The sequence below is a fragment of the Streptomyces sp. NPDC002104 genome, from assembly GCF_053593795.1.
The window spans coordinates 461546-486068 of record NZ_JBSFDF010000001.1; the positions used below are offsets into that span (position 1 = coordinate 461546).

The window sequence follows — 24523 nt, forward strand, 5'->3', positions numbered from 1 at the left end:
GGGACGGTATTCCTGCGCAGCCGCCGCCGATCCGCCGCCGCTTCCGGGGCACTTGGCTGGAACTTTACCCTGGGAAACCTGCGGAACAGCTCGGGTCCTTGGTCCCGGATCCGGGCGCGAAAGGGCCCGTCCGCAAGGGGACCGTGCATATCTCGGAGTGTCACAGAAATCCATGATAGGGATGAAAGGGCAAGCGGAATTGAATTCGCAATGAGGAGGATTCACGTGAAGACCGTCGGTACGCGCATGATGATCAGCCCGCCGAAGTACGTGCAGGGCGCCGGGGCGATGAACGACCTGGGCGAGCACACCGCACGCCTCGGGACGAACGCCGTGGTCCTCGCGGACAAGGGCGTCTGGGGCTTCGTGGACACGGCCGTCACGGAATCCCTCTCCGCCGCCGGGGTCGGGCTGACCAAGGAGGTCTTCGGCGGGCTCTGCACCCAGAAGGAGATCGACCGCGTCTCCGCGGCCGCCCGCGCCGCCGGCGCGGACGTCGTCATCGGCATCGGCGGCGGCACCGCCATCGACACGGCCAAGGCGGTCGGACACGCGCTCGGCGACATCGCCGTCGTCTCCGCGCCCACGGTGGCCTCCACCGACGCCCCGACCAGCGCGCTCGCCGTGATCTACACCGAGTCCGGTGCCTTCGAGCGCTACTCCTTCTTCCAGCGCAACCCCAACCTGGTGCTCGTCGACACCGCGCTCGTCGCGGGCGCGCCCAGCCGCTTCATCGTCTCCGGCATGGGCGACGCCCTCGCCACCTGGTACGAAGCCCGGGTCTGCGTGGCCGCCAACCGGGTCGCCATGGCCGGCGGTCTCGCCACCGAGGCCTCCCTGGCGCTCGCCCGGCTGTGCTGGGAGACCCTGATGGAGTACGGCCCCCAGGCCCGGCTGGCCGCCGAGGCGCACGTGGTCACTCCGGCGCTGGAGAAGGTCACGGAGGCCAACACCCTGCTCTCCGGCCTCGGTTTCGAATCCTGCGGGCTCGCCGCCGCGCACGGCATCCACAACGGGCTGACCGTCTCGCACAAGGTGCACGGCATGATGCACGGCGAGAAGGTCAACATCGGCACCCTCGCCCAGCTGGTCCTGGAGGGCGCCCCGACCGACGAGCTCGACACCTACCTGCGCTTCAGCCGCGCCGTCGGCCTGCCGACCACCCTCGCGGAGATCGGCCTCGGCGACCCGGACCGCGAGGAACTCCTCGCCATCGGGCGTGCGGCCACCGCGGAGGGCGAGACCACGCACAACATGCCGTTCCCGGTGACCCCGGAGATGGTCGCCGACGCCCTGATCGCGGGCGATTCCTACGCCCGCGCGTACGCCAAGCGGTAGCGGCGGCAGGCAGACAGGCAGACAGGCAGACAGACAGATAGGCAGGCAGATAGGCAGACAGGCCGGCAGGCCGGGTGCGGGCGGTGCAGTGGTCGCCCGCACCCTACGGGTCCGCCCGGTCCGGGGCGGTCACCTCCGGGGCGGACGTGCGCGACGCCAGCAGCAGGGCGATGTCGTCCGGCCGGTCCGCGGAGTGCCCCGCCTCGGCGACCAGCCGGTCCGCCGTCTCGGTCAGCGGCGCGGGGCCGCCGTCCGCCAGCGCGGCGCGCAGCCGCTCCACCCCCACGTCGATGTCCGCACCGGGGGACTCGACCAGCCCGTCGGTGTAGAGGGCGAGCACCGCCCCCGGCTCGATCCGCAGCCGGGTCACCGGATACACCGCTTCGGCGTCGATGCCGAGCACCATCCCGCCCGGCAGGTCCAGTACCTCCGTCCGGCCGCCCGGATGCCGCAACAGCGGCTGGGGGTGCCCGGCCCGCACGGCGAGGGCGAGTCCGGACGCCGGGTCGAGCAGGACGTAGCAACAGCTCGCGAACTGGCCCGGATCGAGGTCGATGAGCAGCTCGTTCGTGCCGCGCACCACCTGCTCCGGCTCGTTGCCGCTGAGCGCGAAGGCCCGTACGGCGCTGCGCAGTTGGCCCATCGTGGCCGCGGCGGCCACCCCGTGGCCCTGGACGTCGCCGATGACCAGGGCGAGCTTCCCGCCGCCCGTCTCGATGACGTCGTACCAGTCGCCGCCGACGTCCATCCCGGCGGTGCCGGGCAGGTACCGCCCCACCGTGACCACGTTCTCGTGCACCGGCAGCCGGTGCGGGAGCAGGGCCGCCTGCAGTCCGCGGGCCAGCGCGGCCTCGCTGTCGTAGCGCCGGGCCCGCTCCAGCGCCTGCGCGATCAGCCCGGCGAGCGCGGTGAGGACCGTACGCTCCTCCGGGCTGAACCCGCGCGGGGCGTCGAAGCCGAGGATGCACGAGCCGACGGGCCGGCCGGAGGCGATCAGGGGGAGGAAGGCCCGGGCGCCGACATCGGAGTCGAGCGCGATCCCCGGGTAGGCGGCGGCCAGGTGCTGCATCGACTCGAAGAACATCGGCCGGCCCGAGGTGAGGGTCTCGACGCCGGGCAGGCGGACGTCCAGCGCGACCCCGTCGAACCCGTCGAGGAAGCCCTGGGGGAAGCCGGTCTCCCAGGCCAGGTGCAGATGCCCCTCGCCCAGCAGGTAGATCGCCAACTGCCGCCCGCCGAAGGCCGGGAGCAGCTCGTCGGTGACCACCATCGACACCTGGCGGGCCGTCACCGCCTCGGTCAGCGCGATCGCCAGGGCCACCGGCCGGTACAGGGCCGAAGCCCGGTCGGCGGGCGAACCCAGGCCCGGCGAACCGACCCCCGCGCCGGGCCGCATCAGCGACTCCGGTGCGTACGTGGGTGGTTCGGTCCGGGCGATGGTGACGGTGACCCCGTCGACCGAGGGATGCAGACCCACCGACAGCCAGTGCGGGGAGGATTCGGCTCCGCGCGGGGCGGCTTGGAAGTGCACCGGAGCGGGGGAGAGGAACGCGGCCCGGAAGTGGTCCTCGTAGGCGGGGTGTCCGAGCCAGGGCAGTGCCTCCCACAGCATCCGGCCGGAGAGTTCCGCCCCGTCGGAACCGAGCAGGGTCGTGGCGGTGGAGCGGGCGCGGGAGTTGGTGAAGTCGATCACGCCCTGCCGGTCCACGGACAGGACGGCCAGGTCCAACCGGTCCACGGCGGCTCGGGCACCGCCGGCGGCGCCGCCCGCGGGGCCGCCCGCCGGGTCGCCGGTCGGGTCGCCGGTCGTGCTGCCCGCCGGGTGGCCCGCCCTGCCGCGCCCCGTGTCGCCCGTCCTGCCGCGCCCCGCGTCGACCACGCTGCTACGCCCCGCGTCGGCCGCCGGGACGACCGCCGGGCCCGGACCGGGGAGGCACACCGGGTCGCCCTCCCAGGTCACCGTGTCGCCGCCCGCGGCGAGCGTGGCCAGCTCCCCGGCCAGCCGGGTGGCCACCGCGCGCAGCCGCTTCCGGTCGCCGGGGCCGACCGGGATCCCGGGGGTCGCGGGGCGCAGTACGAAGAGGACGCCGTAGCGCTCGCGGCCGCGGGTCACGGGCTCGTACAGCGAGCCGAAGGGGAACGGCAGCCCGGCCATCAGCTGGGGGAAGCGCCGCATCGCCGATTCAGCGTCGGGCAGGTGCACGGACTGGCCGGACCGGTAGGCCTCGGCGACGGGGTAGGGGCGGTTCACGTGCATCCGCCACCAGGGCCGGAACAGCGGACCCGGCAGCCCGGTCACGGCCGCCATCAGCAGGAGCCCCTCCGTGCCGGAGCGCAGGTAGACGCCGCCCGCGTACCCGCCGGCGGCCCCCACGGCATCGAGAGCGGCCCGCGCGAGCACCTGGGCCGTGGCGTCGGTGACGGGGCCGCCAGTGTCCGGTCTGGCCGTCACCCCTCCAGAATGCGCTCGGGCCGCTGCTTCCGCACACCCCGCGGACGCCCCTTTCCGCCCTCGCCTCCGGTGATCGGACGGATATCGGCGTTGCCGGGTGAGCGTCGGCTGGTGATCGCTCTCGTGGCACATGACCAGAGGAAGAACGACCTGCTGAATCGGGTGCGGCGCAATCACCGCTCCGTGACCCGGCCCGGACTGGTGGGGACCAGCTCCACGGCACGGCCGCTCAGAACCGAACGGGGCTTGCGGATCAAGTCCGTTGAGTCCGGCCCCCACGGCGGGGACCCGTCGCCCTGAATCCGGCGAGCGCGGAGGCCTTGCCGGAGGACGGACTCTCGCCGCTCGGCCGATCGGCTGAAGGGCGGGCGGGACCGGTGGGCTGAAAGTCCCTGCCGATCAGGGACTTTGCCCGGGTTCCGGTGCTCCCCGAACTGCTTAGGTTTACCTAAGTGGATTCGAACAAGGAGGTCCGGTGCCGTCGCTCAATGACAGCCGTCCAGGGACGACCGTACGCATCACGGGGATCGATCCCGCTCGGACAGACGATCCCGGTCGGGCGCGGGGCAGCAGGCGCCGGCTCCTGGAGTTCGGATTCGTGCCGGGCGCGGACGTCACCGTGATCGCCCGGGGCGCCACCGGTGGCCTGCTCGTCGGGCTCGGGGACACCCGGGTCGCGCTGGACACCCGTACCGCCGGCCGGCTGAGGTGCGCCGGATGAGCTGTCACGCCCCCGGGGCCGGGGCGGGTGGCACCGCCACGGCGGAGCGGCGGACCGGGCTGCCGTTCGTCGCCCTCGTCGGCAATCCCAACGTCGGCAAGTCCACCCTCTTCAACGCCCTCACCGGCGCCCATCAGCGCGTCGGCAACTGGCCGGGCAAGACCGTCTCCGTGGCCCAGGGCGACTGGCGCACCGCGGGCGGCCGCCCGCTGCGCGTCGCCGACCTGCCCGGCTCCTACAGCCTGCTGCCCGACTCCCCGGACGAGGCACTGGTGCGCGACGTGCTGACCGCGCCGGCGGGCGAGCGGCCCGACGCGGTCGTCTTCGCCCTCGACGCCGCCAACCCGGCCCGCAACCTGTACCTGCTCTCGCAGATCCTCGACACCGACATCCCCGTCGTGGTCGCCCTCACCATGACCGACGTCGCCGCCCGGCGCGGCGCGGCCCCCGGCCCGGATGCGCTGGCCCGCGAGCTCGCGCTGCCCGTCGTACGGGTGGAAGGACGCTCCGGGACCGGGCTGGACCTGCTCGCGGACGCGGTGTGGGAGGCCCTGGACGCGGGAGCGGCGCTCCCCGGGCGGACCTCCGCCTGGGCGGCCGGCTCGCCCGTGGCGGCCGAGCTGGCGGAGCTGGCCGCGGCGGCCTGCGGGCTGACCCCGCACCCTCCGCGCTGGCTGGCCGCCGGCCTGCTCTGCGGCGAGGAGCCGCCCGCGGTCCCGGCGGCGCTGGCCGCCCGGGCCGGGGCGGCGGCGGACCGCCTCGCGGCGGCGGCGAGGGCGGGCTCCGCCGGGACCGGAGCCGGAGCCGGAGCCGGAGCCGACACGGACGCCGAACTCCTCGTCGCCGAGGCCCGCTACGCCTGGGCGCACGCCGTCATCGAGCGCGCGGCGCCCCGCCCGGCCGCCGCCCGGCCCACCCTCACCGACCGGGTGGACCGGCTGCTGCTGTCCCGGGGTTTCGGCATCCCGTTCTTCCTCGCCGTCATGTGGGGCGTCTTCGAGGCCACCACCGTCCTGGCCAAACCCCTCCAGGACGGCCTCGGCGACTTCGTCTCCGGGCCCGTCAGCGGCGGAGCCGACCGGCTCCTGGAAGCCGTCCACGCACCCGGCTGGCTGACCGGACTGCTGGTCGACGGCCTGATCAACGGTGTGGGCCAGCTGCTCACCTTCGTCCCGCTGATGATCATCATGTTCCTGCTGCTGGCCCTGCTGGAGGACTCCGGCTACTTCGCCCGCGCCGCGTTCGTCGCCGACCGCCTCATGCGCACGCTGAGGCTGCCCGGCCGCGCCTTCCTGCCGCTCGTCGTCGGCTTCGGCTGCAACGTCCCCGCCCTCGCCGGCACCCGGATCCTCAACCGCCGCTCGCACCGGCTGCTCGTCGGCCTGCTCATCCCGTACATGAGCTGCACCGCCCGCCTCGCCGTCTACGTGATGATCGCGGGCGTCTTCTTCGGCTCGAACTCCGGCACCGTCGTCTTCTTCCTCTACGTCGCCTCCGTGCTCCTGGTCGTCGGCATGGGCCTGATCCTGCGCCCCCTGCTGTTCCGGGACATGAAGGAGGAACCGCTCGTCCTGGAGCTGCCCCCGTACCGGCTGCCCACCCTGCGCGTCACCGGCGCGCAGGTCGGGCAGAAGCTCGCCGCCTTCCTGCGCACCGCCGGCGGGATCATCGTCGCGACCGCGGCCGGCGTCTGGCTCCTCATGGCGATCCCCGCCGCGGCCGGCCACGGAGGCTTCGGCAAGGTCGACGTCGAACGGAGCGTGTTCGGTGCGGTCACCCGCGCCACGGCGCCCCTCGTCGCCCCGGCCGGCTTCGGCGACTGGCACGCGACGGCGGCGCTCGGCACCGGCCTGATCGCCAAGGAAGGGGTGATCTCCACCCTCGCCCAGACCTACTCGGCCGAGGAGGACGGCGATCCCCGGCTCACCGCGAGCCTGCACGCCACCTTCGAGGAATCCTCCGGCGGCCACCAGCGGGCGGCCGCGCTCGCCTTCCTGGTCTTCATCCTCGCCTACACCCCCTGCTTCGCCACCCTGGCCGCGCAGCGGGCCGAGATCGGCACCCGGCTGACCGTCATCGGCTTCGGCATCCAACTGGCGGCGGCCTGGCTGCTGGCCGTCGGCGTCTTCCAGATCGCGAGGCTGGTGTGGTGAGCAGGGCCGATGTGGTGAGCGGGGCCGGTGGGATCGATGGGACCGGCAGGAGCGCGGCGGCGGCGGGGCCGGGGGCCACCGGCGGCTCCGGGCCCGGCATGCTGCGCCGCCTCCTGCGCGCCTTCGAGGAGGCGGCCCCCGGCGAGGGGCTCGCGCAGATCGCCGACCGGCTGGGCATCGACCGCGCAGAGGCGGCCGACCTCGCCGCGTACTGGGTCCGCAAGGGCCGGCTGCGCCGCGAGGAGATCGGCGCCGCGGACTGCTCGGGCTGCTTCTTCGCCTCCCGGGGCTGCACGACCTGCCCCGACGGCTCCACCGTCGCCCGGCGGCCGGTCCTGGTCGCCCTGACCCCCGTACGCCCGCCACCTCCCGGGGCCCCCGCACGCTGAGACACCCGGAGGCACCCGCTCGCGGAGGGCGGGTGCGGCCCGACGGCCGCGAGGGTGCCGGGGGGAGCTAGCGTCGTGATCATGACACCACTCACCGGCAAGACCACCGACCAGGCGCCCGCCGACCCCGCCGCCACCGACGAGATGCTGGCCACCCAGCCCATCGGCTACTGGAGCGGCCTCGCCCACGAGGCGGTCACCCGGCACCTGCGTGACGCCATGGCCCGGATCGACGTCACGCAGCCGCAGTACTGGGTGCTCAACAGGGTGAACGGCGGCCCCGCGGCGCCGAGCCGCGAGGAGGTGGCCGTCCAGCTGACGCCCCTCGCCGACGGTCCGCACGAGATCGCCCGCGTCGTCGACCAGCTGATCCACCGCGGCTGGCTCCGGACCGACGGCGAGCAGCGCCTCAGCCTCACGGAGGCCGGGGAGGCCGCCAGGGTGCGGCTGCGCGCGCTGGTGACCGAGTTGCGCGCCACGGTCCACGAGGGCATCGGCGACGAGGAGTACGTGGTCGCGCTCAAGGTGCTGCGCAGGATGATCGCCAACACCGGGGACGACAGCCGCTAGACGACCTGGCCCCGTGCGCCCCGTAAGCCGTACGGACTGATCCGAACGCATCCCCCGTCCGGGGGAGGTCCGGGGTGGGGGCCCGTCGGACGGGGCCGCGGCCGGGCAGGCTTGCGGGCATGCGACAGCAGTACGACACGTCAACGCCCCCGCCGGCCTTCTCGGTCGCCGACGCCTTCACCCTGAGCACGGCCCTGGACGCCCTCGGCGGCGTCCGCGGCCTCGACACCCTCGACATGGCCTGCGGGCACGGCACCACCACCCGGCTGCTGGCGTCCGGCGGGGCCCGCCGCACGGTGGGCGTCGACAGCTGCCCCGAGCGCATCCGCCGGGCCCGGGAGACCGGCGCGGACCTCGCGCACCCCGTCGAGTACGTCGTCGCGGACGCGGCGGCCGGCCTTCCGGCCCTGGGACCGTTCGACCTGGCCACCGCCGTGTACCTCTTCAACCAGGCCCACGACCGGACGGCCCTGCACGCCATGTTCCGCGCCGTCCGCGCCAACCTGCGCCCCGGCGGGCGGCTGCTCGCCATCGTGCCCAACCCGGGCGCCTTTCCCTACGCGGACTGGGAGCCGTACGGGATCAGCGTCGTCGAACGCTCTCCCGGCGGGGACGCCCCGCTGCTGCGGGCCCGGCTGGAGACCGACCCGCCGGTCCCGTTCGAATGCCGGGAGTGGGCGCACGCGGACTTCGCGGAGGCCGCCGCCGACGCCGGCTTCGCCACCGTGACCTGGCAGCCGACCCGGACCCCGCCCGCGTGCGAGACCCGCGACGAGAGCTACTGGGCCCGCTACCGCACGGCCCCCGTCGGCTCCCTGATGAACTGCGTGGCCTGAGCCGATGCCGGGGCCGAACCGGCCCCCCGCCGGTGGCTCAGGACTCCGCCGCCGCCGCGCGGACCAGCTCGACGATCCGGTCGCGGGCCGCCCTGCCCTCGGGCAACGGCATCAGCGGATAGGCGTGCGGCAGCCCCGGCTCCTCGATGAACTCCACGTCGGCGCCGGCCGCCCGCGCCCGGTGCACCAGTTCGCGGCTGTCGGTTGTCAGGACGTCGCGGGTGCCCGTGAACACCGTCAGCGGGGCCAGCCCCGCGAACGACCCGTGCAGCGGGCTCACCCGGGGATCGTCGGCCGCCAGGTTGCCCGCGTACAGCCGCCCGGCCTCCCGAAGCCCGGGACGGGCCAGCATCGGGTCGCCCGCCTCGAGGGCCGCCTGGTCGGGGTGGCTCATGGACACGTCCAGCCAGGGCGAGACCAGCACGATCCGCGAGGGCTGCGCCCCGTTGCGGTCGCGCAGCCGCTGCGCCGCGGCCAGCGCCAGCCCGCCGCCCGCCGAATCCCCGAGGAGCACCGTGCCGCCGGCGCCGCCGCTCGCGATCAGACCGCTGAGCAGGTCGGCGGCGACCGGGACGGTCCGGTCGGCGGTTCCGCGCGGGGCCAGGATGTACGCCGGTACGACCACCCGGGCCTGCGCCTGCGTGACCAGGGTCCGGATCAGCGACCAGTGCGCCCGCTCCAGTTCGTTGATGTACCCACCGCCGTGCACGTACAGCACCCGGGCGGCCGGTTCCACGCCGAGCGGCGAGACCTCGTACACCGGCCAGGCCCCGACGAAGGTCCGCGAGACCTCCGCCACCCGGCCCAGCGAACGCGGGGGAAGGTGCGACGCCGGGCGCCGCATCGATTCCGCCACCCGGGTACGAACCGCCTCGGCGCTGGCGAACCGTCTTCGCCGTCCCGCCGCGATCAGCGCGGCCGAAAGCGCCCTGCTGCGCAGACTCGGCACGCCCCTCACCTCCCCAAACCCGGCCCGGCCCACTCCCCGGCCCCTGCCCGTCACCCCAGGAGCATAGGCGTGAAGCTGCGCTGTGGACCCGCTTAAGAAATCCTCGATGGACTGATCACCCGCAGGTCGGCAGATTGGTGCCGTCCGAACGCTGCCCGGCCCGCACGCCCCGTAGCGCTTCCTTCCGCATGCCTGGAGCCACCCCATGAAGGCACTCGTCAAGCACAAGGCCGAACCCGGACTGTGGCTCATGGACGTCCCCGAGCCCGAGTACGGCCCCGGCGACGTGCTGATCAAGGTGCTGCGCACCGGCATCTGCGGGACCGACCTGCACATCCGCTCCTGGGACGGCTGGGCCCAGGGCGCCGTCAGGACTCCGCTCGTGCTCGGTCACGAGTTCGTCGGAGAGGTCGCCGCGCTCGGCGCGGACGTGTCCTCCGACATCGAGGTCGGCGCGCTGGTCAGCGGCGAGGGCCACCTGGTGTGCGGAAAGTGCCGCAACTGCCTGGCCGGCCGCCGCCACCTGTGCCGCAGCACGATCGGGCTCGGCGTCGGGCGCGACGGCGCCTTCGCCGAGTACGTGGTGCTGCCCGCGCAGAACGTGTGGGTGCACCGGACCAAGGTGGACCTCGACGTCGCGGCGATCTTCGACCCGTTCGGCAACGCCGTGCACACGGCGCTCTCCTTCCCGCTGGTCGGCGAGGACGTACTGATCACCGGTGCGGGCCCGATCGGCATCATGGCGGCGGCCGTGGCCAAGCACGCGGGAGCGCGCAACGTGGTCATCACCGATGTCAGCCCGGAGCGCCTGGAGATCGCCCGCAAGGCCGGTGCCACCCTCGCCCTCGACGTCTCGGACGCGACCATCGCCGACGCGCAGGCCCGGCTCGGCCTGCGCGAGGGCTTCGACGTCGGCCTGGAGATGTCCGGCCGTGGCGAGGCCATGCGCGACATGATCGACAACATGACGCACGGCGGCAAGATCGCCATGCTGGGCCTGCCGGCGCAGGAGTTCGCCGTCGACTGGGCCAAGGTCGTCACCTCGATGATCACGATCAAGGGCATCTACGGCCGCGAGATGTTCGAGACCTGGTACGCGATGACCGTGCTGCTTGAGGGCGGGCTCGACCTCAGCCCCGTCATCACCGGCCGGTACGCCTACGGGGACTTCGAGGCCGCGTTCGACGAGGCGGCGACCGCCCGCAGCGGCAAGATCATCCTGGACTGGACGCAGGCGTAGCCCACCGGGCAGGACCACGCGCCCCCACAGACCATTTCCCTCCGGCCGGGCCCCGCATCACCCTCCCCCCTCCGCGGGGCCCGGCCCCCCTCCTTCCGCCGCACCAGGAGAAAGAGAGCACCGCACATGTTCGAGACCGTCCGCGCGGACCTCCGTACCACCCTCGACGAGATCCGCGCCGCGGGTCTGCACAAGCCCGAGCGCGTCATCGGCACCCCGCAGAACGCCGCCGTCGCCGTGACCTCGGGCGGCGCCGCGGGCGAGGTCCTCAACTTCTGCGCCAACAACTACCTCGGTCTCGCGGACCACCCCGAGGTGGTCACCGCGGCGAAGGAGGCCCTGGACCGCTGGGGCTACGGAATGGCCTCCGTACGCTTCATCTGCGGTACGCAGGAGGTGCACAAGGAGCTGGAGGCGCGGCTCTCCGCCTTCCTCGGCCAGGAGGACACGATCCTCTACTCCTCCTGCTTCGACGCCAACGGCGGAGTCTTCGAGACCCTCCTCGGCCCCGAGGACGCGGTGATCTCCGACGCCCTCAACCACGCCTCGATCATCGACGGCATCCGCCTCTCCAAGGCCCGCCGCCTGCGCTACGCCAACCGCGACCTCGCCGAGCTGGAGACCCGCCTCAAGGAGTCGCAGGACGCCCGGCGCCGGCTCGTCGTCACCGACGGCGTGTTCTCGATGGACGGCTACGTCGCCCCGCTCGCCGAGATCTGCGACCTCGCGGAGCGCTACGACGCCATGGTCATGGTCGACGACTCGCACGCCGTCGGCTTCGTCGGCCCCGGCGGCCGCGGCACCCCCGAACTGCACGGGGTCATGGACCGTGTCGACATCATCACGGGCACCCTCGGCAAGGCGCTGGGCGGAGCCTCCGGCGGCTACGTCGCGGCGCGCGCCGAGATCGTCGAGCTGCTGCGCCAGCGCTCGCGCCCGTACCTCTTCTCCAACTCCCTCGCCCCGGTCATCGCGGCGGCCTCCCTCAAGGTCCTCGACCTGCTGGAGTCGGCGGACGACCTGCGCGAGCGGCTCGCCGCCAACACCGCGCTCTTCCGCACGAAGATGACCGAGGCCGGCTTCGAGATCCTGCCCGGCGACCACGCCATCGCGCCCGTGATGATCGGCGACGCGGCGGAGGCGGCGAAGATGGCGGAACTCCTGCTGGAGCGCGGGGTCTACGTGATCGGCTTCTCCTACCCGGTGGTGCCGATGGGCGCGGCGCGGATCCGCGTCCAGCTCTCGGCTGCGCACTCGACGGCCGACGTGGAACGCGCGATCGCGGCGTTCATCGACGCGCGGGCGTCCCTGGCGGGCGCCGAGTCCTGAGCCCGGGCCGCGGGGCTGGATTCGGCCGGCGCCCGACGGCACCTGACGGCCGGGGTCAGGGAAATCCAGCCCCTGCGGCGCTTGAGGAGCGGGGTCAGGGGCGGAGACCCGGGGAACGGCGGAAGGGCGGGCAGGAGGCGCTGCCCGGGCCCGCGGCCTCCGGCGTCCGGGCTCCGGTACGGGCCGGCGCCTGCCCCGATCGGTCGGCCCGGCCGGCCTCCGCGGCCTGCGAGAATGGCAGCGTGATCGACCCCCGGAGGCTGCGCATCCTGCGGGCCGTCGCGGACCACCGTACGGTGACCGCCGCGGCCGCAGCGCTCTACCTCACCCCCTCGGCCGTCTCCCAGCAGCTCGCGGCGCTGGAGCAGGAGACCGGGCACGCCCTGCTGACCCGCAGCGGCCGGGGCGTACGCCTCACCCCGGCCGGCGAGATCCTGCTCGGGCACGCCCACGAGGTGCTCGCGCAGCTGGAGCGGGCCGAGGCCGAACTCGCCGCCTACGCGGGAGGGTCCGCGGGCGCCGTCACCGTGGCGGCCTTCGCCACCGGCATCGCCGAGGTGCTGGCCCCGGCCATCGCCCGGCTCGCCGTCGACCACCCGGGGATCCGGCTGCGCGTGCGCGACGCCGAGGGCGACCAGAGCCTGCCGCTGCTGCTCGACGGAGAGGCGGACGTGGCCCTGGCCGTGGAGTACCGCGGCGCCCCCGGCGCCGACGACGGCCGGCTGTCCGTGCTCCCGCTGTACGCGGAACCCTTCGACGCGGTACTGCCCGCCGGCCACCCCCTCGGCGATCTGCCCGAGGTGCCGCTGTCCGGCCTCTCGGACGCCGACTGGGTGGGCCAGTACCCCGGGAACCCCTGCCACGACGTGATGCAGCTCGCCTGCGAACTCGCCGGATTCCAGCCCCGGCTGGTGCACTCCTCCGACGACTTCCGCGCCGTGGTCGCACTGGTCGGTGCGGGCGCCGGGGTCGCGCTGGTGCCCCGATCGGCGCTGCGCGGCATGGAGCTCAAGGAGGTCCGGGTCCGCCCGGTGTCCGGCCCGGCGGCGACCCGCCGGGTCTTCGCCGCCACCCGGCGCGGCGCCGAGACGCACCCGCTGATCGCCCCGGTCCTGTCGGCCCTGGCCCGCGAGGCGGACCGGCTCCCGGCGCACTGATCTTGCCGGGCCCGCGACGCCCGGCACCGCGCCTGGCCGCACTGCCGAGGCGGCCACGTACGCCCGGTAAGCGAACGCCCCGGCAGCAGGCCCAGGCACGGCACCGGACGCCGCGGGCTCAGCCGACAAGATCCGAAAGAGACGGCCTAGTGCTGTGACCCGGTGAACCTTTCCGGTCACAACACTAGGCGCGGATGACCTCCACGCCCGCCGCCTCGAAGGCCTCGGCCACCGACGGGGACAGGCCGGTGTCCGTCACCAGGACGTCCACCGCGTCGGTCGCGACGATCCGGGCGAAGGCGCGGACGCCCAGCTTGCTGGAGTCGGCCGCGATCACCACGCGGCGGGCGCGCTCGCAGAGCAGCCGGTTCATGGCCGCCTCGTCCTCGTGGCGGGTGGCGGCCCCGTCGGCCGGATCGAAGGCGTCCACGCCGACGACGGCGGTGTCCACCGAGAGCTGCCCGAGGACTTCCATGGCGAGGGGGCCGGTGAGCTCGTAGGACTGGGGCCGGGCCACGCCGCCGGTCAGCACGATCTTGAACTGCGGTCTGATGACCAGCTCTCCGGCGATGTTCAGCGCGTTGGTGACCACGGTCAGGGCGGGTGAGCCGGTGGCGAGGTCGGGCCGGGCGGCCAGCGCGCGCGCCACCTCGGTGGTCGTGGTCCCGCCGGTCAGGCCGATCACCTCGCCCGGGACGATCAGCGCCGCGACGGTCTCGCTGATGCGGCCCTTCTCGGCGGCCCGGCGCGAGGTGCGGTAGCGCAGCGGGAGTTCGTAACTGACCCCGTGCAGGACCGCTCCGCCGCGCGTGCGGACCAGCAGCTGCTGTTCGGCGAGCTGGTCGAGGTCGCGCCGGATGGTGGCGGCGGACACGCCGAGGGCTTCGGCGGCGGGTTCCACTTCCAGCTCGCCCCGCTCCACCAGCAGGTCCAGCAGTGTCTGCCAGCGTTCCTTGCGGGTCATCGGCCGCCCTTCCGCTCTTGTCTTCGATCCTCGCGTCGGCGTTCGCTTCGGCGCTCCCTCTTGGCCTACACGTCGAGATTAACGCAGGGGATCATCCCTGAGATGCTTGAAGTTGCGCGAAAGGGCCCAGTATCTTGCAGGAACACGCACACACGAGTGCACGCACTGCGCTAGGGAGCCGCCATGAGCCATGTCGCGTACGAGCTGGGCACGCAGCCCGCATGCTGGGAGCGGGCCGCCGAACTGGCCCCGGAACACCGGGCGGTGCTGCCACGGCCGGGGGAGCGTACCGCGATCGTCGGCTGCGGGACCTCGTACTACATGGCCCAGGCCGCCGCCGTGTTGCGCGAAGAGGCCGGGCAGGGCGAGACCGAGGCCTTCCCCGCCTCGGAGTTCCCCCGCCACCGCCGCTACGACCGGGTCGTCGCGCTGACCCGGTCCGGGACCACCACCGAGGTCCTCGACCTGCTCGCCGGGCTGCGGGACGCCGGCGTGCCCACCACCGCGATCATCGGGGACCCCGCCACCCCCGTCATCACCCTCGCCGACGCGCTCGTCGTCCTGGACTTCGCCGACGAGCAGTCCGTCGTGCAGACCCGCTTCGCCACCACCGCCCTCACCCTGCTGCGCGCCCACGTGGGCCTGCACAGCCCGTCCGTCGTCGCCGACGCGCGCGCCGCACTGGCCGAGCCGCTCCCGGCGGAGCTGGAGACCCGGGGCCAGTTCACCTTCCTCGGGCGGGGCTGGAGCGTCGGACTCGCCAACGAGGCCGCGCTGAAGATGCGCGAAGCCGCCCTGGCCTGGTCCGAGTCCTACCCGGCCATGGAGTACCGGCACGGCCCCATCAGCGTCTCGGGGCCCGGCACCGCCACCTGGTCGCTCGGGGACGCGCCCGAAGGGCTCGCCGAACAGGTCCGGGGGACCGGAGCCCAGTGGGTCGCCGGGCACCTCGACCCGCTCGCCGAGCTGGTCCGCGTGCACCGCCTGGCCGTCGCCGTCGCCGCCCACCAGGGGCTGGACCCGGACGCCCCGCGCCATCTGACCCGGTCCGTGATCCTCACGGCGGGCGAGGAGGCGGTCCGATGAGCCTCGTCCCCGCGGGCGGACTCGTCCTGGAGGCCGCCGCCCACGGCCGCGCCGTCGCCGCCTTCAACATCATCACGCTGGAGCACGCCGAAGCGGTCGTCGCGGGCGCCGAAGCCGCCGGGCTGCCCGTGGTCCTCCAGCTCAGCGAGAACGCCGTCAAGTTCCGGGGCGGGGCGCTGCTGCCGATCAGCCGGGCGGCCGTCGCCGTGGCCGAGGCCGCCGGGGTCCCCGTCGGACTGCACCTGGACCACGTCAAGAGCTCCGAACTGCTGCGGCAGGCCGTGGACGCCGGATTCAGCTCGGTCATGTACGACGCCGCGCACCTCTCCTACGCCGAGAACCTGGAGGCCACCCGCTCCGCCGCAGACTGGGCGCACGTCAACGGGCTCTGGATCGAAGCCGAACTGGGCGAGGTCGGCGGCAAGAACGGCGCCGCGCCCCTGGACCCGCACGCACCCGGCGCCCGTACCGACCCGGACGAGGCACGCCGCTTCGTCGCCGACTCCGGAGTGGACGCGCTGGCCGTCGCCATCGGCAGCAGCCACGCCATGACCAGCCGGACCGCCGCCCTGGACCACGTACTGCTCGGCCGGCTCGCCAAGACGGTCGACGTCCCGCTGGTCCTGCACGGTTCCTCCGGTCTGCCGGACGCGGAACTCGCCGCGGCCGTCGCCGGCGGCATCCGCAAGGTCAACATCGGCACCGCCCTCAACGTGGCGATGACCGAGGCGATCCGCACCCATCTGACCCCCGCGGATCCCCGCCCGTATTTGACCGCCGCACGGGAGGCGATGACGGCGACGGCCGCCGCTATGATCAGCGCCCTGAACTGACCGGAACGGGTACTGGGGGGACTGGAATGGGTGCAGAGCGGGGCCTCGGCAGCAGACGGAGGCTTCTTCTGGGACTGGGGGCCCCGCTGCTCCTCGGCGCGGCGGGGCTCGGCTACACGATGTGGCCCGAGGAGGAGAAGGGCGAGAAGGTCCGCACCGATGTGGCCCCGCTCAACCGGCGGTTCTGGACCGCTCTGGGGGACGTGTCCACAGCGCACTGGCTGGGCTACGGCATCGACGAGTCCGGCACCGGCCGGTCCGTCCCGAGCCCGGACACGCGGATGCGGCTGGTCGGGGTGGCCCGTCTGAAGGAGGGTACGGCGAACCGCATCATGCGCGATCCCGCCCACCACTTCGAGGAGGGGCCCCTGGCGGGGCTCCCCGCCCCGCTGAAACCTTTCGTCCCCTCCAGCGCGGCCTGGAAACAGAGCGTGACCTACGACAAGGTCGCCCTGGAGGAGGGCCTGGGCGTGATCCCGTCGGGCACCTTCCGCTTCGACGGCATCCGCGACCTCGTGTACTTCGACTACGTCTTCGTCTACAGCTGAGCGGCGGCCCGCTGGATTCCTCCCACTCAGTGGGAGGAAGGCCGCGGCGGCATTGAAGCCGCCGCCCGGGCGGTGTTTCGTCGGACGCCGGAACAGAGCAGGCGCCGCCGAGGGAAGGCCACCGCACATGCCGCAGGAGCAGCCGTATCCGCCGCAGCCGTATCCGCAGCAGCCGCATCTACCTCAGCCGTATCTGCCGCACCGCTTCGGTGTGTTCCTCGCCCCCTACCACCGTCCCGACGGTGACCCCGCGCTCCAGCTGCGCCGGGACCTCGACCTCGCCGCCGACCTCGACCGGCTCGGTTACGAGGAGCTGTGGGCCGGCGAACACCACTCCGCCGGGTACGAGATCATCGCCTCGCCCGAGGTGTTCCTCGCCGCGGCCGCCGAACGCACCGGCCGCATCATGCTCGGAACCGGGGTCAACTCCCTGCCGTACCACCAGCCGTTGATCCTCGCCGACCGGATCTGTCAGCTCGACCAGCAGTCCCGCGGCCGCGCCATGCTCGGCGTCGGGCCGGGGCAGCTTCCCTCCGACGCCTTCATGATGGGCGTCGACCCGCTCGACTCCCGCGCCATGATGGCCGACTCGCTCGACGCGATCGTGCGGCTGCTGCGCGGGGAGACGGTCACGGCCGCCACCGACTGGTTCACGCTGGAGGAGGCCCGGCTGCAGCTCGGCCCCTACCGGGGCCGGGAACTGGAGGTCGCGGTCGCCTCCGCCGTGTCGCCGACCGGGGCGGTGCTCGCGGGACGCCACGGGGTCGGCATGCTCTCGCTCGCCGCCGCCGACCCCGCCGGGTACGCGGCGCTCGACGCCAACTGGGCCGCCCACGAGCGCGCCCGCGGCGAGGCCGGCCGGCCCGCCGACCGCTCCACCTGGCGGCTGGTCACCCCGGTGCACCTCGCCGAGACCCGCGAACAGGCCCTGCGCGAAGCCGAGTACGGCACCCCGGACATCGTGGACTACATCGAGCGGCTGAGCGGCAGCCGCCCGGACGGCTGCGCCACCCCGGCCGGCGCCGTCGAGCGGTGGACCACCGAAGGGCTGCCCACCTTCGGCCGGGCCGTCATCGGCGCCCCCGAGGACGCCGTGCGGCGCATCGAGCAACTCGCCGAGAAGACCGGCGGCTTCGGGACCTTCCTCATCCTCCGGCTCGACCTCGCCGAACCCGCGGCCGCCCTGCGCAGCCTGGAGCTCTTCGCCGAGCGGGTCGTCCCCCGGCTCACCGGCCACACCGAAGCACGCCGGGCCAGCCTGGAATGGGCCGGGCGCAACAGCGAACGCTTCATCGGAACCATGCGCCGCGCCACGATGGACGCCATCGCCCGCAAGGGAGAGGTCCGTTGAGGGCCGCGGTGCTCGAGGACGGCCTCTTCCGCGTACGGCAGCACCCGGATCCGGTGCCCGGTCCCGGGCAGGCACTCGTCGAGACCGAAGCCTGCGGGATCTGCGGCTCCGACCTGAGCGCCGTCGCGCACACCGAGGAGTTCCTCCGGGCCTCCCGGGACAGCGGAACCACGAGCTTCCTCTTCGACCCGGACCGGCCGCTGGTGATGGGCCACGAGTTCTCCGGCCGGGTCCTCGGCTACGGGCCCGGCGCGACCGGTCCCGAACCGGGCACCGGGGTCGTCGGCCTGCCCTGGGCGGTCGACCCGGGCGGGGTCGTGCGGACCGTGGGCTACAGCAATGCCTTCCCCGGCGGATTCGGCGAACGGATCGTCGTACAGGCGCAGGCGCTGCTGCCCGTCCCGCCGTCCCTGGACCTCGGGCTCGCCGCCCTCACCGAGCCGCTGGCCGTGGGCTTCGGCAACATCGCGCGCAGCGCGGCGGGGAAGGACACCCCGGCCGTGGTCGTCGGCTGCGGCCCGGTCGGCCTCGGAGCCGTCGCCGCGCTGCTGGAGCGCGGCGCCGGCCCCGTGGTGGCCTCGGACCCGTCGGCGCTGCGGCGGGCGGCCGCCCGCCGGCTCGGCGCGCACGCGGTGGTGGACCCGGCCGCGCAGGATCCCGTACGGCTCTGCGCGGAGCTCGCCGGAGCCCGCCCGCGCCCCACCGTGGTCGTGAACTGCGTGGGCGTGCCCGGCATGCTGAACCAGCTCCTGCACACCGTCCCGCGCGGCACCGAGATCCTGCAGATCGGCGGGGTGATGACCGAGGACGTGATCCGGCCGGTGGTCGGCATCTACAAGGACGTCACCCTCCGCATGTGCCTGACCTACCCGCCCGAGGAGTTCGGTGCCACCCTCGCCCGGCTCGCCGACGGCCGCATCGACCCCGGGTCCCTGGTCACGGGGGAAGCGGGCTTCGGCGGACTGGACGCGGCCTTCGCCTCCCTGCGGAGGCCGCAGGAGCACATCAAGGTCCTGATCCGGCCCGGGCGGGAAGGAAACGGGGTGGTGGTCCGCTGACCGCGTGCGCCGACCGCCCGCTGACTCTTCCGCATTCTTGGAACAGGTTCTAGTCTGCCCCCGCGGCGGCGGCGGCCGTCCGCGCGACCTTGGACCACGAGAGACCCGGAGGGGCCGTGCACCTCGAATACACGCCTGAGCAGCAGCGGTTGCGCACCGAGCTGCGCGCCTACTTCGCCGAGCTGATCCCCGCGGACGTCTACGCCCGGTACGAGGACCCCGCCGAGCAGAAGCGCTTCTACCGGGAGACCATCCGCCGGCTGGGCGCCGACGGCTGGCTCGGGGTCGGCTGGCCCAAGGAGTACGGCGGGCGCGGCATGTCGCCCATGGACCAGTTCATCTTCTTCGACGAGGCCGCGCAGGCCGTCGTACCGCTGCCGCTGATGGCGCTCAACACCGTCGGACCGACCATCATGCAGTTCGGCACCGACGAGCAGAAGGCGTACTTCCTGCCGCGCATCCTCTCCGGCGAGATCGACTTCGCCATCGGCTACAGCGAGCCCGACGCCGGCACCGACCTCGCCGCCCTCACGTGCAGGGCCGTCCGCGAGGGCGACGAGGAGACCGGCACCTACGTGGTCGACGGCCAGAAGATCTGGACCACCAACGGCGACACCGCCGACTGGGTCTGGCTCGCCGTCCGCACCGACCCGGACGCCCCCGCCCACAAGGGCATCACGATGCTCCTGGTGCCGACCTCCGACCCCGGGTACTCCTGCACCCTGATCAACACCCTGGCCTCGCACGACACCACCGCCAGCTACTACGAGAACATCCGCGTCCCGGCGAACCGCCGCGTCGGCCAGGAGAACAAGGGCTGGCGCCTGATCACCAACCAGCTCAACCACGAGCGCGTCACCCTCGCCGCCCACGGCACCATGGCCATCCGCGCCCTGCACGACGTCCAGCGCTGGGCCGCCGAGACCAAACTGGCCGACGGCCGCCGGGTCATCGACCTCTCCTGGGTCCGCGGCCGGCTCGCCCGCACCCACGCCCGCCTCGACGCGATGAAGCTGCTCAACTGGCAGATGGTCAACGCCGTCCAGGACGGCAACCTCACCCCGCAGGACGCCTCCGCCGTCAAGGTCTACGGCTCCGAGGCCCGCCGGGACGCGTACGCCTGGCTGATGGAGGTCGTCGGCGCGGCCGGCTCCCTCAAGGACGGCTCCGCGGGCGCGGTCCTGCACGGCGAACTGGAGCGCGGCTACCGCAGCGCGGTCATCTTCACCTTCGGCGGCGGCAACAACGAGATCCAGCGCGAGATCATCTCGTGGATCGGCCTCGGCATGCCGCGGGTGCGCCGCTGAGACGACGGGTGCGCCGAGCCGGTCAGCCGCGGTAGGCGGTGGCCGCGGTGCGGACGAAGGAGCGGATCAGGGGATTGGTGTCGGCTTCGTTCCACGCGACCACCACGCGGCTCGGCGGCATGTCGGTCAGCGGTACCACGGTGAGGCCTTCTCCGGGCTCGTGGGCCAGGATCGTCATGCCGACCGTGCCGTTCCAGAGCACCGCCTGCCGGCACTCCTGGACGGCACGCACCACCGGACCCCCGCGGGGCTCACCGCCGTTCCAGTAGGTCTGCCAGGCCGCGTCGGTGCCCTCCGGGAACCGGAACCAGCGGCGGTCCGCCAGGTCGGCCAGGGAAAGGCTGCCGCAGCGGGCCAGGGGGTCGTCGGAGCGCAGCAGCGCGCCGACCGGGTCGGCGCGCACCGTGTGCACGGACAGGCCCGTCCCGTCGAAGGGCGCGCGGGTCAGGGCCACGTCCACCAGCCCGAGGCGCAGCCCGCAGGTGGGGTCGGTGAGGCCGGTCTCGCGGATGCGCACCTCGACCCGCGGGTGGCGCCGGCGGTAGTCGTCGGCCAGCCGGGCCGCGGCCGGGTCCGTGCTGTCGCCGAGGAGTCCGACGGTCAGGGTCGTGGCCCCGGCCGCCGTGGCCACGCGCACGCGCACCCGGTCGGCCTGGCCGAGCAGGGCGCGGGCCTCGTCGAGCAGCACCGCCCCCGCGGGGGTGAGGGAGACGCCGGCGGACGACCGGTCGAACAGCACGGCGCCGAGCTCGGTCTCCAGCCGCTTGATCGCCCGGCTCAGGGGCGGCTGGGTCATGTGGAGCCGGGCGGCGGCCCGGCCGAAGTGGAGGTCCTCGGCGACCGCCACGAAATAGCGCAGCGTGCGCAGCTCCATGCCCCCACGATACCCGTACGGTATCGAGGCCGCCGAAAGGGTCTTGGACAGCCAGGTGTCCCGGGCGGTGGACTCGACGCATGAAGAACGCGTACTGGATCGTGGCCGGCCTGCTCGCCCTGTTCTACCTCTACGGGGGCGGTGTGAAAGTGGTCCGCAGCCGTGAGCGGCTCCTGCCGATGATGGCCTGGGTGGACAGCACTCCGATGCCGGCCGTCCGGGCCATCGGGGCGATCGAGGTCCTCGGAGCGATCGGGCTGGTCCTGCCTCCGCTGACCGGTACCGCCCCCTGGCTCGCCCTGGCCGCGGCGACCGGCTTCGTCGTCCTGCAGATCGGCGCGACCGCGGTCCACCTGCGCCGCGGGGACCGGCGGATCGCCCTCAACGCGGTGCTCCTCCTCGCGGCCGCCGTGGCGGCCTGGTCGGCCACCGCCCTGCTGTGACGGCGGGCGCGGGCCGCGGCGTCAGCCCGGGCCGGGGGCGAGGTAGGCGGAGAGCGTGGGGAGGGCGGCCCAGAGCTGGTCGAAGTAGGCCGAGAAGTAGTTCATGAAGACGGGATCCTCCACCCGGAAACCGTTCAGGCGCTGGCGCGGGCCGCCCGAGAAGGCCAGGAAGACGACGCTGTCGTCGATGAGCGCCATGTTCAGGCCGTCGGCGGCGGCCGGCCAGCGCAGTACGTTCGCCTCGTAGTTGAGGATGTGCCGGCTGGCCTCGTGATGTCCGCGGGCCCAGTCGAGCATGTCCGGATCCGCGATCCCGTCGTGCTCCGGCATGCCGATGATCCGCCGCACGCTCCGCTCGTCCTCGCTGCTCGCCTCCGCCCAGTCCAGGACCGCCCGGAAGTACGCCGCCGAGGCCGGGGTCGTGTACTGGGTGGGCGGATAGCGGCGCGTGTACGTCACGCGGATCTCCGACCGGGCCTTGAGCACGCAGGCGCGCGCCGCCTCGTAGAACTCCCGGTTGTCCCGGTACCAGTGCGCGGCCAGCAGGGCGGCGCCGCCCACCGCGTCCGGGGCCAGGAGCGAGGACTCCGGCGCCCGGCCCGGCCCCGCGGCCGGGGCGTTCCTGCGCTCCTCGATCGCGCGCGAGGCCTCCAGCCAGCGTTCGTGCCAGCCGTCCGGTGTGCCGCCGCACGCCGTGACCAGCCGCGAGGCGTGCTCCCACGAGGGGAAGCGGTGACCGTTGAGGAAGGCGGACACCGTGCTCCGGGCGCACCCGACCGCACGGGCCAGCGCCTCCTCCGTCGGCTTCCTGGGAGCGCCGCGGCGCAGCTCGCGCAGTTCGGCGGCGAAGGCGAGCTGCTCCGGGTGCTTCGGCCGGTCGGTCATGGTGTCAACTCCCGGGAATGACGCACAACGTGACTGAGGGACCGTCATTGTCCGTCGTCGTCACGGAAGTTCACCAGTCGGCCGGCGGCATTGGTGCGGTTTGTCGGTGAAGGCCCGCCGCCATTGCCCGGCGGGCGGAGCCGCTCGCACACTCCAAGCAGGCCGTGGAGTCGGCGGACGCGGAACAGAGGAGACGGACCGTGCTGATGGAACTGAAGATCGATCTGAGGCGCCTGAGCGTGGCCTTCCTGGCCGTTCTGGTGCTGGGCGTCGTCCTGGTGACCTCCCCGGTCGCGCAGGAGCAGCTGTGGCTCGTGCTGCCGGCCCTGGCGGGGCTCGCGGGCGTGGGCGCCGGCGCGGGCGCGGGCGCGGGCGGGAGGCGGTGAGCCGGGAGGCGGACCTCGCCGCGTCCGTGTGCTCCGGGTGCGGGGCGCGGGGCCCGTGGATCACCGACCGGGTGCGCGCGCAGGACTGCTGCGCCGGCACGGTGGACGTGGTGACGCAGGAGTGTCCCGGCTGCCGCGCCCGCTTCGTACGCCGCTTCGAGCGACCGGCCCGGCCGGCCGCGCGTCCGTAGGGGGGCGGGGGACGGCGGAGGGGTCCGTGCGAACGGGAGCCGGGGCGGCCAACACCGCCCCGGCTCCCGGCCGTTCGGTGGCCTGGCGCCGGGGGACGGCATGCGGTTTGCTGGAAGGCGTACGCACAGAGCGTTGTGGCAGCACGACCGGTCCGCGCACCGACGGGGACCGGGCACCTCAGGACAGCCGACAGGCCGAGCCGATGGGGGAACTCCATGACCGCCGCGCACCACATCCCGGACATCCTCTCGCCGGAGTTCGCCGAGAATCCCTACCCCGTCTACCGGACCCTGCGGGAACAGGCGCCGCTCTTCTGGCACGAGGGGACGCGGAGCTGGCTCGTCTCGCGCTACGAGGACGTCTCGCGGGCCTTCAAGGACAAGGAGTCGCTCTTCACCACGGACAACTACGCGTGGCAGGCCGAGCCCGTGCACGGCAAGACCCTGCTCCAGTTGAGCGGCCGTGAACACGCCGCGCGCCGCGCCCTGGTCGCCCCGGCCTTCCGCGGCAACGCGCTCCGGGACCAGGTCGTACCGATCATCGAGCGCAACGCCCGTGAACTGATCGCCGCCTTCGCCGACTCGGGGTCGGTCGACCTGGTGAGCGGATTCGCCTCCCGCTTCCCGATCTCGGTCATCGCCGACATGTTCGGACTGGACCGGTCCGGCCAGGAAGCCCTCGGCGGCTGGTACCGGGCCTTCGTCGCGTTCACCGGCAACCTCTCCGGAGATCCGCACACGGCGGCCGAAGGGGCCCGCGCCCAGGCCGAGTTCGCCGCGTACATGCTGCCGGTCATCAGGAACCGGCGCGAACACCTCGGAGACGACCTGCTGTCCGCGCTCTGCACCGCCGAGGTCGACGGCGTGAGCATGAGCGACGAGGACATCAAGGCCTTCTGCAGCCTCCTCCTCACGGCGGGCGCCGAAACCACGGACAAGGCCATCGCCGGCCTCTTCGCGAACCTCCTGGCCCACCCCGGCCAGCTCGCCGCCGTACGCCGCGACCGCGGACTGCTCGACCGGGCCTTCGCGGAAACCCTGCGCCACACCCCGCCCGTCCACATGATCATGCGGCAGACCGCCGTCGACGTGACCATGAGCGGCGGGACCATCCCGGCCGGGTCCACCGTCACCTGCCTCATCGGCGCGGCCAACCGCGACCCCGCCCGCTACAAGGACCCCGACAGCTTCGACCTGTTCCGCGGCGACCTGACGGCGACCACCGCCTTCTCCGCGGCCGCGGACCACCTGGCGTTCGCGCTCGGACGTCACTTCTGCGTCGGGGCGCTGCTGGCCAGGGCCGAGGTCGAGATCGCCTCCAACCAGCTCCTCGACGCGATGCCGGGCCTGCGGCCCGCCCCGGGATACGACCCGGCCGCCGAGGGCGTCTTCACCCGCGGGCCGAAATCCCTGGCCGTGGAGTTCACCCCGGCGGCCGGCTGACGGGCCGCCGCCGGGCCGCC

24 protein-coding genes are annotated in these 24523 nt (G+C 73.7%); 19 read left to right on the forward strand and 5 right to left on the reverse strand.

What is annotated here, in order from left to right; genetic code table 11:
• Nucleotides 1-225: 225 nt before the first annotated feature.
• Nucleotides 226-1338 (forward strand): glycerol dehydrogenase, encoded by a 1113-nt coding sequence (locus tag ACWCP2_RS02025; protein ID WP_450906633.1) that lies wholly within the window; start codon nt 226-228, stop codon nt 1336-1338.
• Between the two features lie 103 nt (nt 1339-1441).
• Here the strand turns inward: ACWCP2_RS02025 and ACWCP2_RS02030 are convergent, their stop codons facing one another.
• Nucleotides 1442-3790 carry a SpoIIE family protein phosphatase gene (locus tag ACWCP2_RS02030; protein WP_450906634.1) on the reverse strand — a complete coding sequence of 783 codons (2349 nt, stop codon included), beginning with the start codon at nt 3788-3790 and terminating at the stop codon, nt 1442-1444.
• 475 nt (nt 3791-4265) lie between these two features.
• On the opposite strand from ACWCP2_RS02030, the gene ACWCP2_RS02035 reads away from it, so the two are divergent.
• The 5 genes from ACWCP2_RS02035 (at nt 4266) to ACWCP2_RS02055 (ending at nt 8459) form a co-directional block, all read left to right on the forward strand.
• On the forward strand, nt 4266-4511 hold the full coding sequence (locus ACWCP2_RS02035) for a FeoA family protein (RefSeq protein WP_450906635.1): 246 nt from the start codon (nt 4266-4268) through the stop codon (nt 4509-4511).
• Nucleotides 4508-6664 carry a ferrous iron transport protein B gene (feoB, locus tag ACWCP2_RS02040; protein ID WP_450906636.1) on the forward strand — a complete coding sequence of 719 codons (2157 nt, stop codon included), beginning with the start codon at nt 4508-4510 and terminating at the stop codon, nt 6662-6664. Before ACWCP2_RS02035 ends, feoB begins: the two co-directional genes overlap by 4 nt.
• Complete coding sequence (locus ACWCP2_RS02045; RefSeq protein ID WP_450906637.1) at nt 6661-7053, forward strand: helix-turn-helix domain-containing protein; 393 nt, start codon at nt 6661-6663, stop codon at nt 7051-7053. Before feoB ends, ACWCP2_RS02045 begins: the two co-directional genes overlap by 4 nt.
• Before the next feature lie 81 nt (nt 7054-7134).
• Nucleotides 7135-7623 carry a MarR family winged helix-turn-helix transcriptional regulator gene (locus ACWCP2_RS02050; RefSeq protein ID WP_450906638.1) on the forward strand — a complete coding sequence of 163 codons (489 nt, stop codon included), beginning with the start codon at nt 7135-7137 and terminating at the stop codon, nt 7621-7623.
• Nucleotides 7624-7742: 119 nt separating this feature from the next.
• A complete protein-coding gene (locus ACWCP2_RS02055) occupies nt 7743-8459 on the forward strand; it encodes a class I SAM-dependent methyltransferase (RefSeq protein ID WP_450906639.1) in 717 nt (238 codons plus the stop codon).
• A gap of 37 nt (nt 8460-8496) precedes the next feature.
• On the opposite strand, the gene ACWCP2_RS02060 is transcribed toward ACWCP2_RS02055, so the two are convergent.
• Nucleotides 8497-9408 (reverse strand): alpha/beta hydrolase fold domain-containing protein, encoded by a 912-nt coding sequence (locus ACWCP2_RS02060; protein WP_450906640.1) that lies wholly within the window; start codon nt 9406-9408, stop codon nt 8497-8499.
• Nucleotides 9409-9613: 205 nt separating this feature from the next.
• On the opposite strand from ACWCP2_RS02060, the gene tdh reads away from it, so the two are divergent.
• The 3 genes from tdh (at nt 9614) to ACWCP2_RS02075 (ending at nt 13134) form a co-directional block, all read left to right on the forward strand.
• The gene (gene tdh, locus ACWCP2_RS02065) at nt 9614-10648 is read left to right on the forward strand and encodes an L-threonine 3-dehydrogenase (RefSeq protein ID WP_450906641.1); all 1035 of its coding nucleotides are present in this window, start codon (nt 9614-9616) and stop codon (nt 10646-10648) included.
• A gap of 126 nt (nt 10649-10774) precedes the next feature.
• A complete protein-coding gene (locus ACWCP2_RS02070; protein WP_450906642.1) occupies nt 10775-11977 on the forward strand; it encodes a glycine C-acetyltransferase in 1203 nt (400 codons plus the stop codon).
• Between the two features lie 242 nt (nt 11978-12219).
• The gene (locus tag ACWCP2_RS02075; RefSeq protein ID WP_450906643.1) at nt 12220-13134 is read left to right on the forward strand and encodes a LysR substrate-binding domain-containing protein; all 915 of its coding nucleotides are present in this window, start codon (nt 12220-12222) and stop codon (nt 13132-13134) included.
• A 184-nt stretch (nt 13135-13318) separates the two neighbouring features.
• On the opposite strand, the gene ACWCP2_RS02080 is transcribed toward ACWCP2_RS02075, so the two are convergent.
• On the reverse strand, nt 13319-14098 hold the full coding sequence (locus ACWCP2_RS02080; protein WP_450906644.1) for a DeoR/GlpR family DNA-binding transcription regulator: 780 nt from the start codon (nt 14096-14098) through the stop codon (nt 13319-13321).
• A gap of 183 nt (nt 14099-14281) precedes the next feature.
• Between ACWCP2_RS02080 and ACWCP2_RS02085 the strand changes: the two genes are divergently transcribed.
• From ACWCP2_RS02085 to ACWCP2_RS02110, 6 genes are all read left to right on the forward strand, one after another.
• On the forward strand, nt 14282-15184 hold the full coding sequence (locus ACWCP2_RS02085; protein ID WP_450906645.1) for an SIS domain-containing protein: 903 nt from the start codon (nt 14282-14284) through the stop codon (nt 15182-15184).
• The gene (locus ACWCP2_RS02090) at nt 15181-16017 is read left to right on the forward strand and encodes a class II fructose-bisphosphate aldolase (RefSeq protein WP_450906646.1); all 837 of its coding nucleotides are present in this window, start codon (nt 15181-15183) and stop codon (nt 16015-16017) included. The genes ACWCP2_RS02085 and ACWCP2_RS02090 overlap by 4 nt, the downstream gene beginning before the upstream one ends.
• Before the next feature lie 26 nt (nt 16018-16043).
• Nucleotides 16044-16565, forward strand: coding sequence for a hypothetical protein (locus ACWCP2_RS02095; protein WP_450906647.1), 522 nt, complete (start codon nt 16044-16046; stop codon nt 16563-16565).
• 127 nt (nt 16566-16692) lie between these two features.
• Complete coding sequence (locus ACWCP2_RS02100) at nt 16693-17916, forward strand: LLM class flavin-dependent oxidoreductase (RefSeq protein ID WP_450906648.1); 1224 nt, start codon at nt 16693-16695, stop codon at nt 17914-17916.
• Nucleotides 17913-18974 carry a zinc-binding dehydrogenase gene (locus tag ACWCP2_RS02105; RefSeq protein WP_450906649.1) on the forward strand — a complete coding sequence of 354 codons (1062 nt, stop codon included), beginning with the start codon at nt 17913-17915 and terminating at the stop codon, nt 18972-18974. The genes ACWCP2_RS02100 and ACWCP2_RS02105 overlap by 4 nt, the downstream gene beginning before the upstream one ends.
• A gap of 116 nt (nt 18975-19090) precedes the next feature.
• The gene (locus ACWCP2_RS02110) at nt 19091-20281 is read left to right on the forward strand and encodes an acyl-CoA dehydrogenase family protein (RefSeq protein WP_450906650.1); all 1191 of its coding nucleotides are present in this window, start codon (nt 19091-19093) and stop codon (nt 20279-20281) included.
• Between the two features lie 22 nt (nt 20282-20303).
• Here the strand turns inward: ACWCP2_RS02110 and ACWCP2_RS02115 are convergent, their stop codons facing one another.
• Nucleotides 20304-21155, reverse strand: a complete 852-nt coding sequence (locus ACWCP2_RS02115) for a LysR family transcriptional regulator (protein ID WP_450906651.1) — start codon at nt 21153-21155, stop codon at nt 20304-20306.
• 80 nt (nt 21156-21235) lie between these two features.
• Between ACWCP2_RS02115 and ACWCP2_RS02120 the strand changes: the two genes are divergently transcribed.
• The gene (locus ACWCP2_RS02120) at nt 21236-21598 is read left to right on the forward strand and encodes a DoxX family protein (protein WP_450906652.1); all 363 of its coding nucleotides are present in this window, start codon (nt 21236-21238) and stop codon (nt 21596-21598) included.
• A gap of 21 nt (nt 21599-21619) precedes the next feature.
• Here ACWCP2_RS02120 and ACWCP2_RS02125 read toward each other — a convergent pair whose 3' ends face one another.
• Entirely contained in the window at nt 21620-22483 is an 864-nt protein-coding gene (locus ACWCP2_RS02125) for a helix-turn-helix domain-containing protein (protein ID WP_450906653.1), read from the reverse strand.
• 200 nt (nt 22484-22683) lie between these two features.
• On the opposite strand from ACWCP2_RS02125, the gene ACWCP2_RS02130 reads away from it, so the two are divergent.
• The 3 genes from ACWCP2_RS02130 to ACWCP2_RS02140 all read left to right on the forward strand — a co-directional run bounded on the left by ACWCP2_RS02130 (nt 22684) and on the right by ACWCP2_RS02140 (nt 24503).
• Nucleotides 22684-22869, forward strand: coding sequence for a hypothetical protein (locus ACWCP2_RS02130; protein ID WP_450906654.1), 186 nt, complete (start codon nt 22684-22686; stop codon nt 22867-22869).
• Nucleotides 22866-23060 (forward strand): hypothetical protein, encoded by a 195-nt coding sequence (locus ACWCP2_RS02135; protein WP_450906655.1) that lies wholly within the window; start codon nt 22866-22868, stop codon nt 23058-23060. Before ACWCP2_RS02130 ends, ACWCP2_RS02135 begins: the two co-directional genes overlap by 4 nt.
• A gap of 216 nt (nt 23061-23276) precedes the next feature.
• The gene (locus ACWCP2_RS02140) at nt 23277-24503 is read left to right on the forward strand and encodes a cytochrome P450 (protein ID WP_450906656.1); all 1227 of its coding nucleotides are present in this window, start codon (nt 23277-23279) and stop codon (nt 24501-24503) included.
• Nucleotides 24504-24523 lie beyond the last annotated feature (20 nt).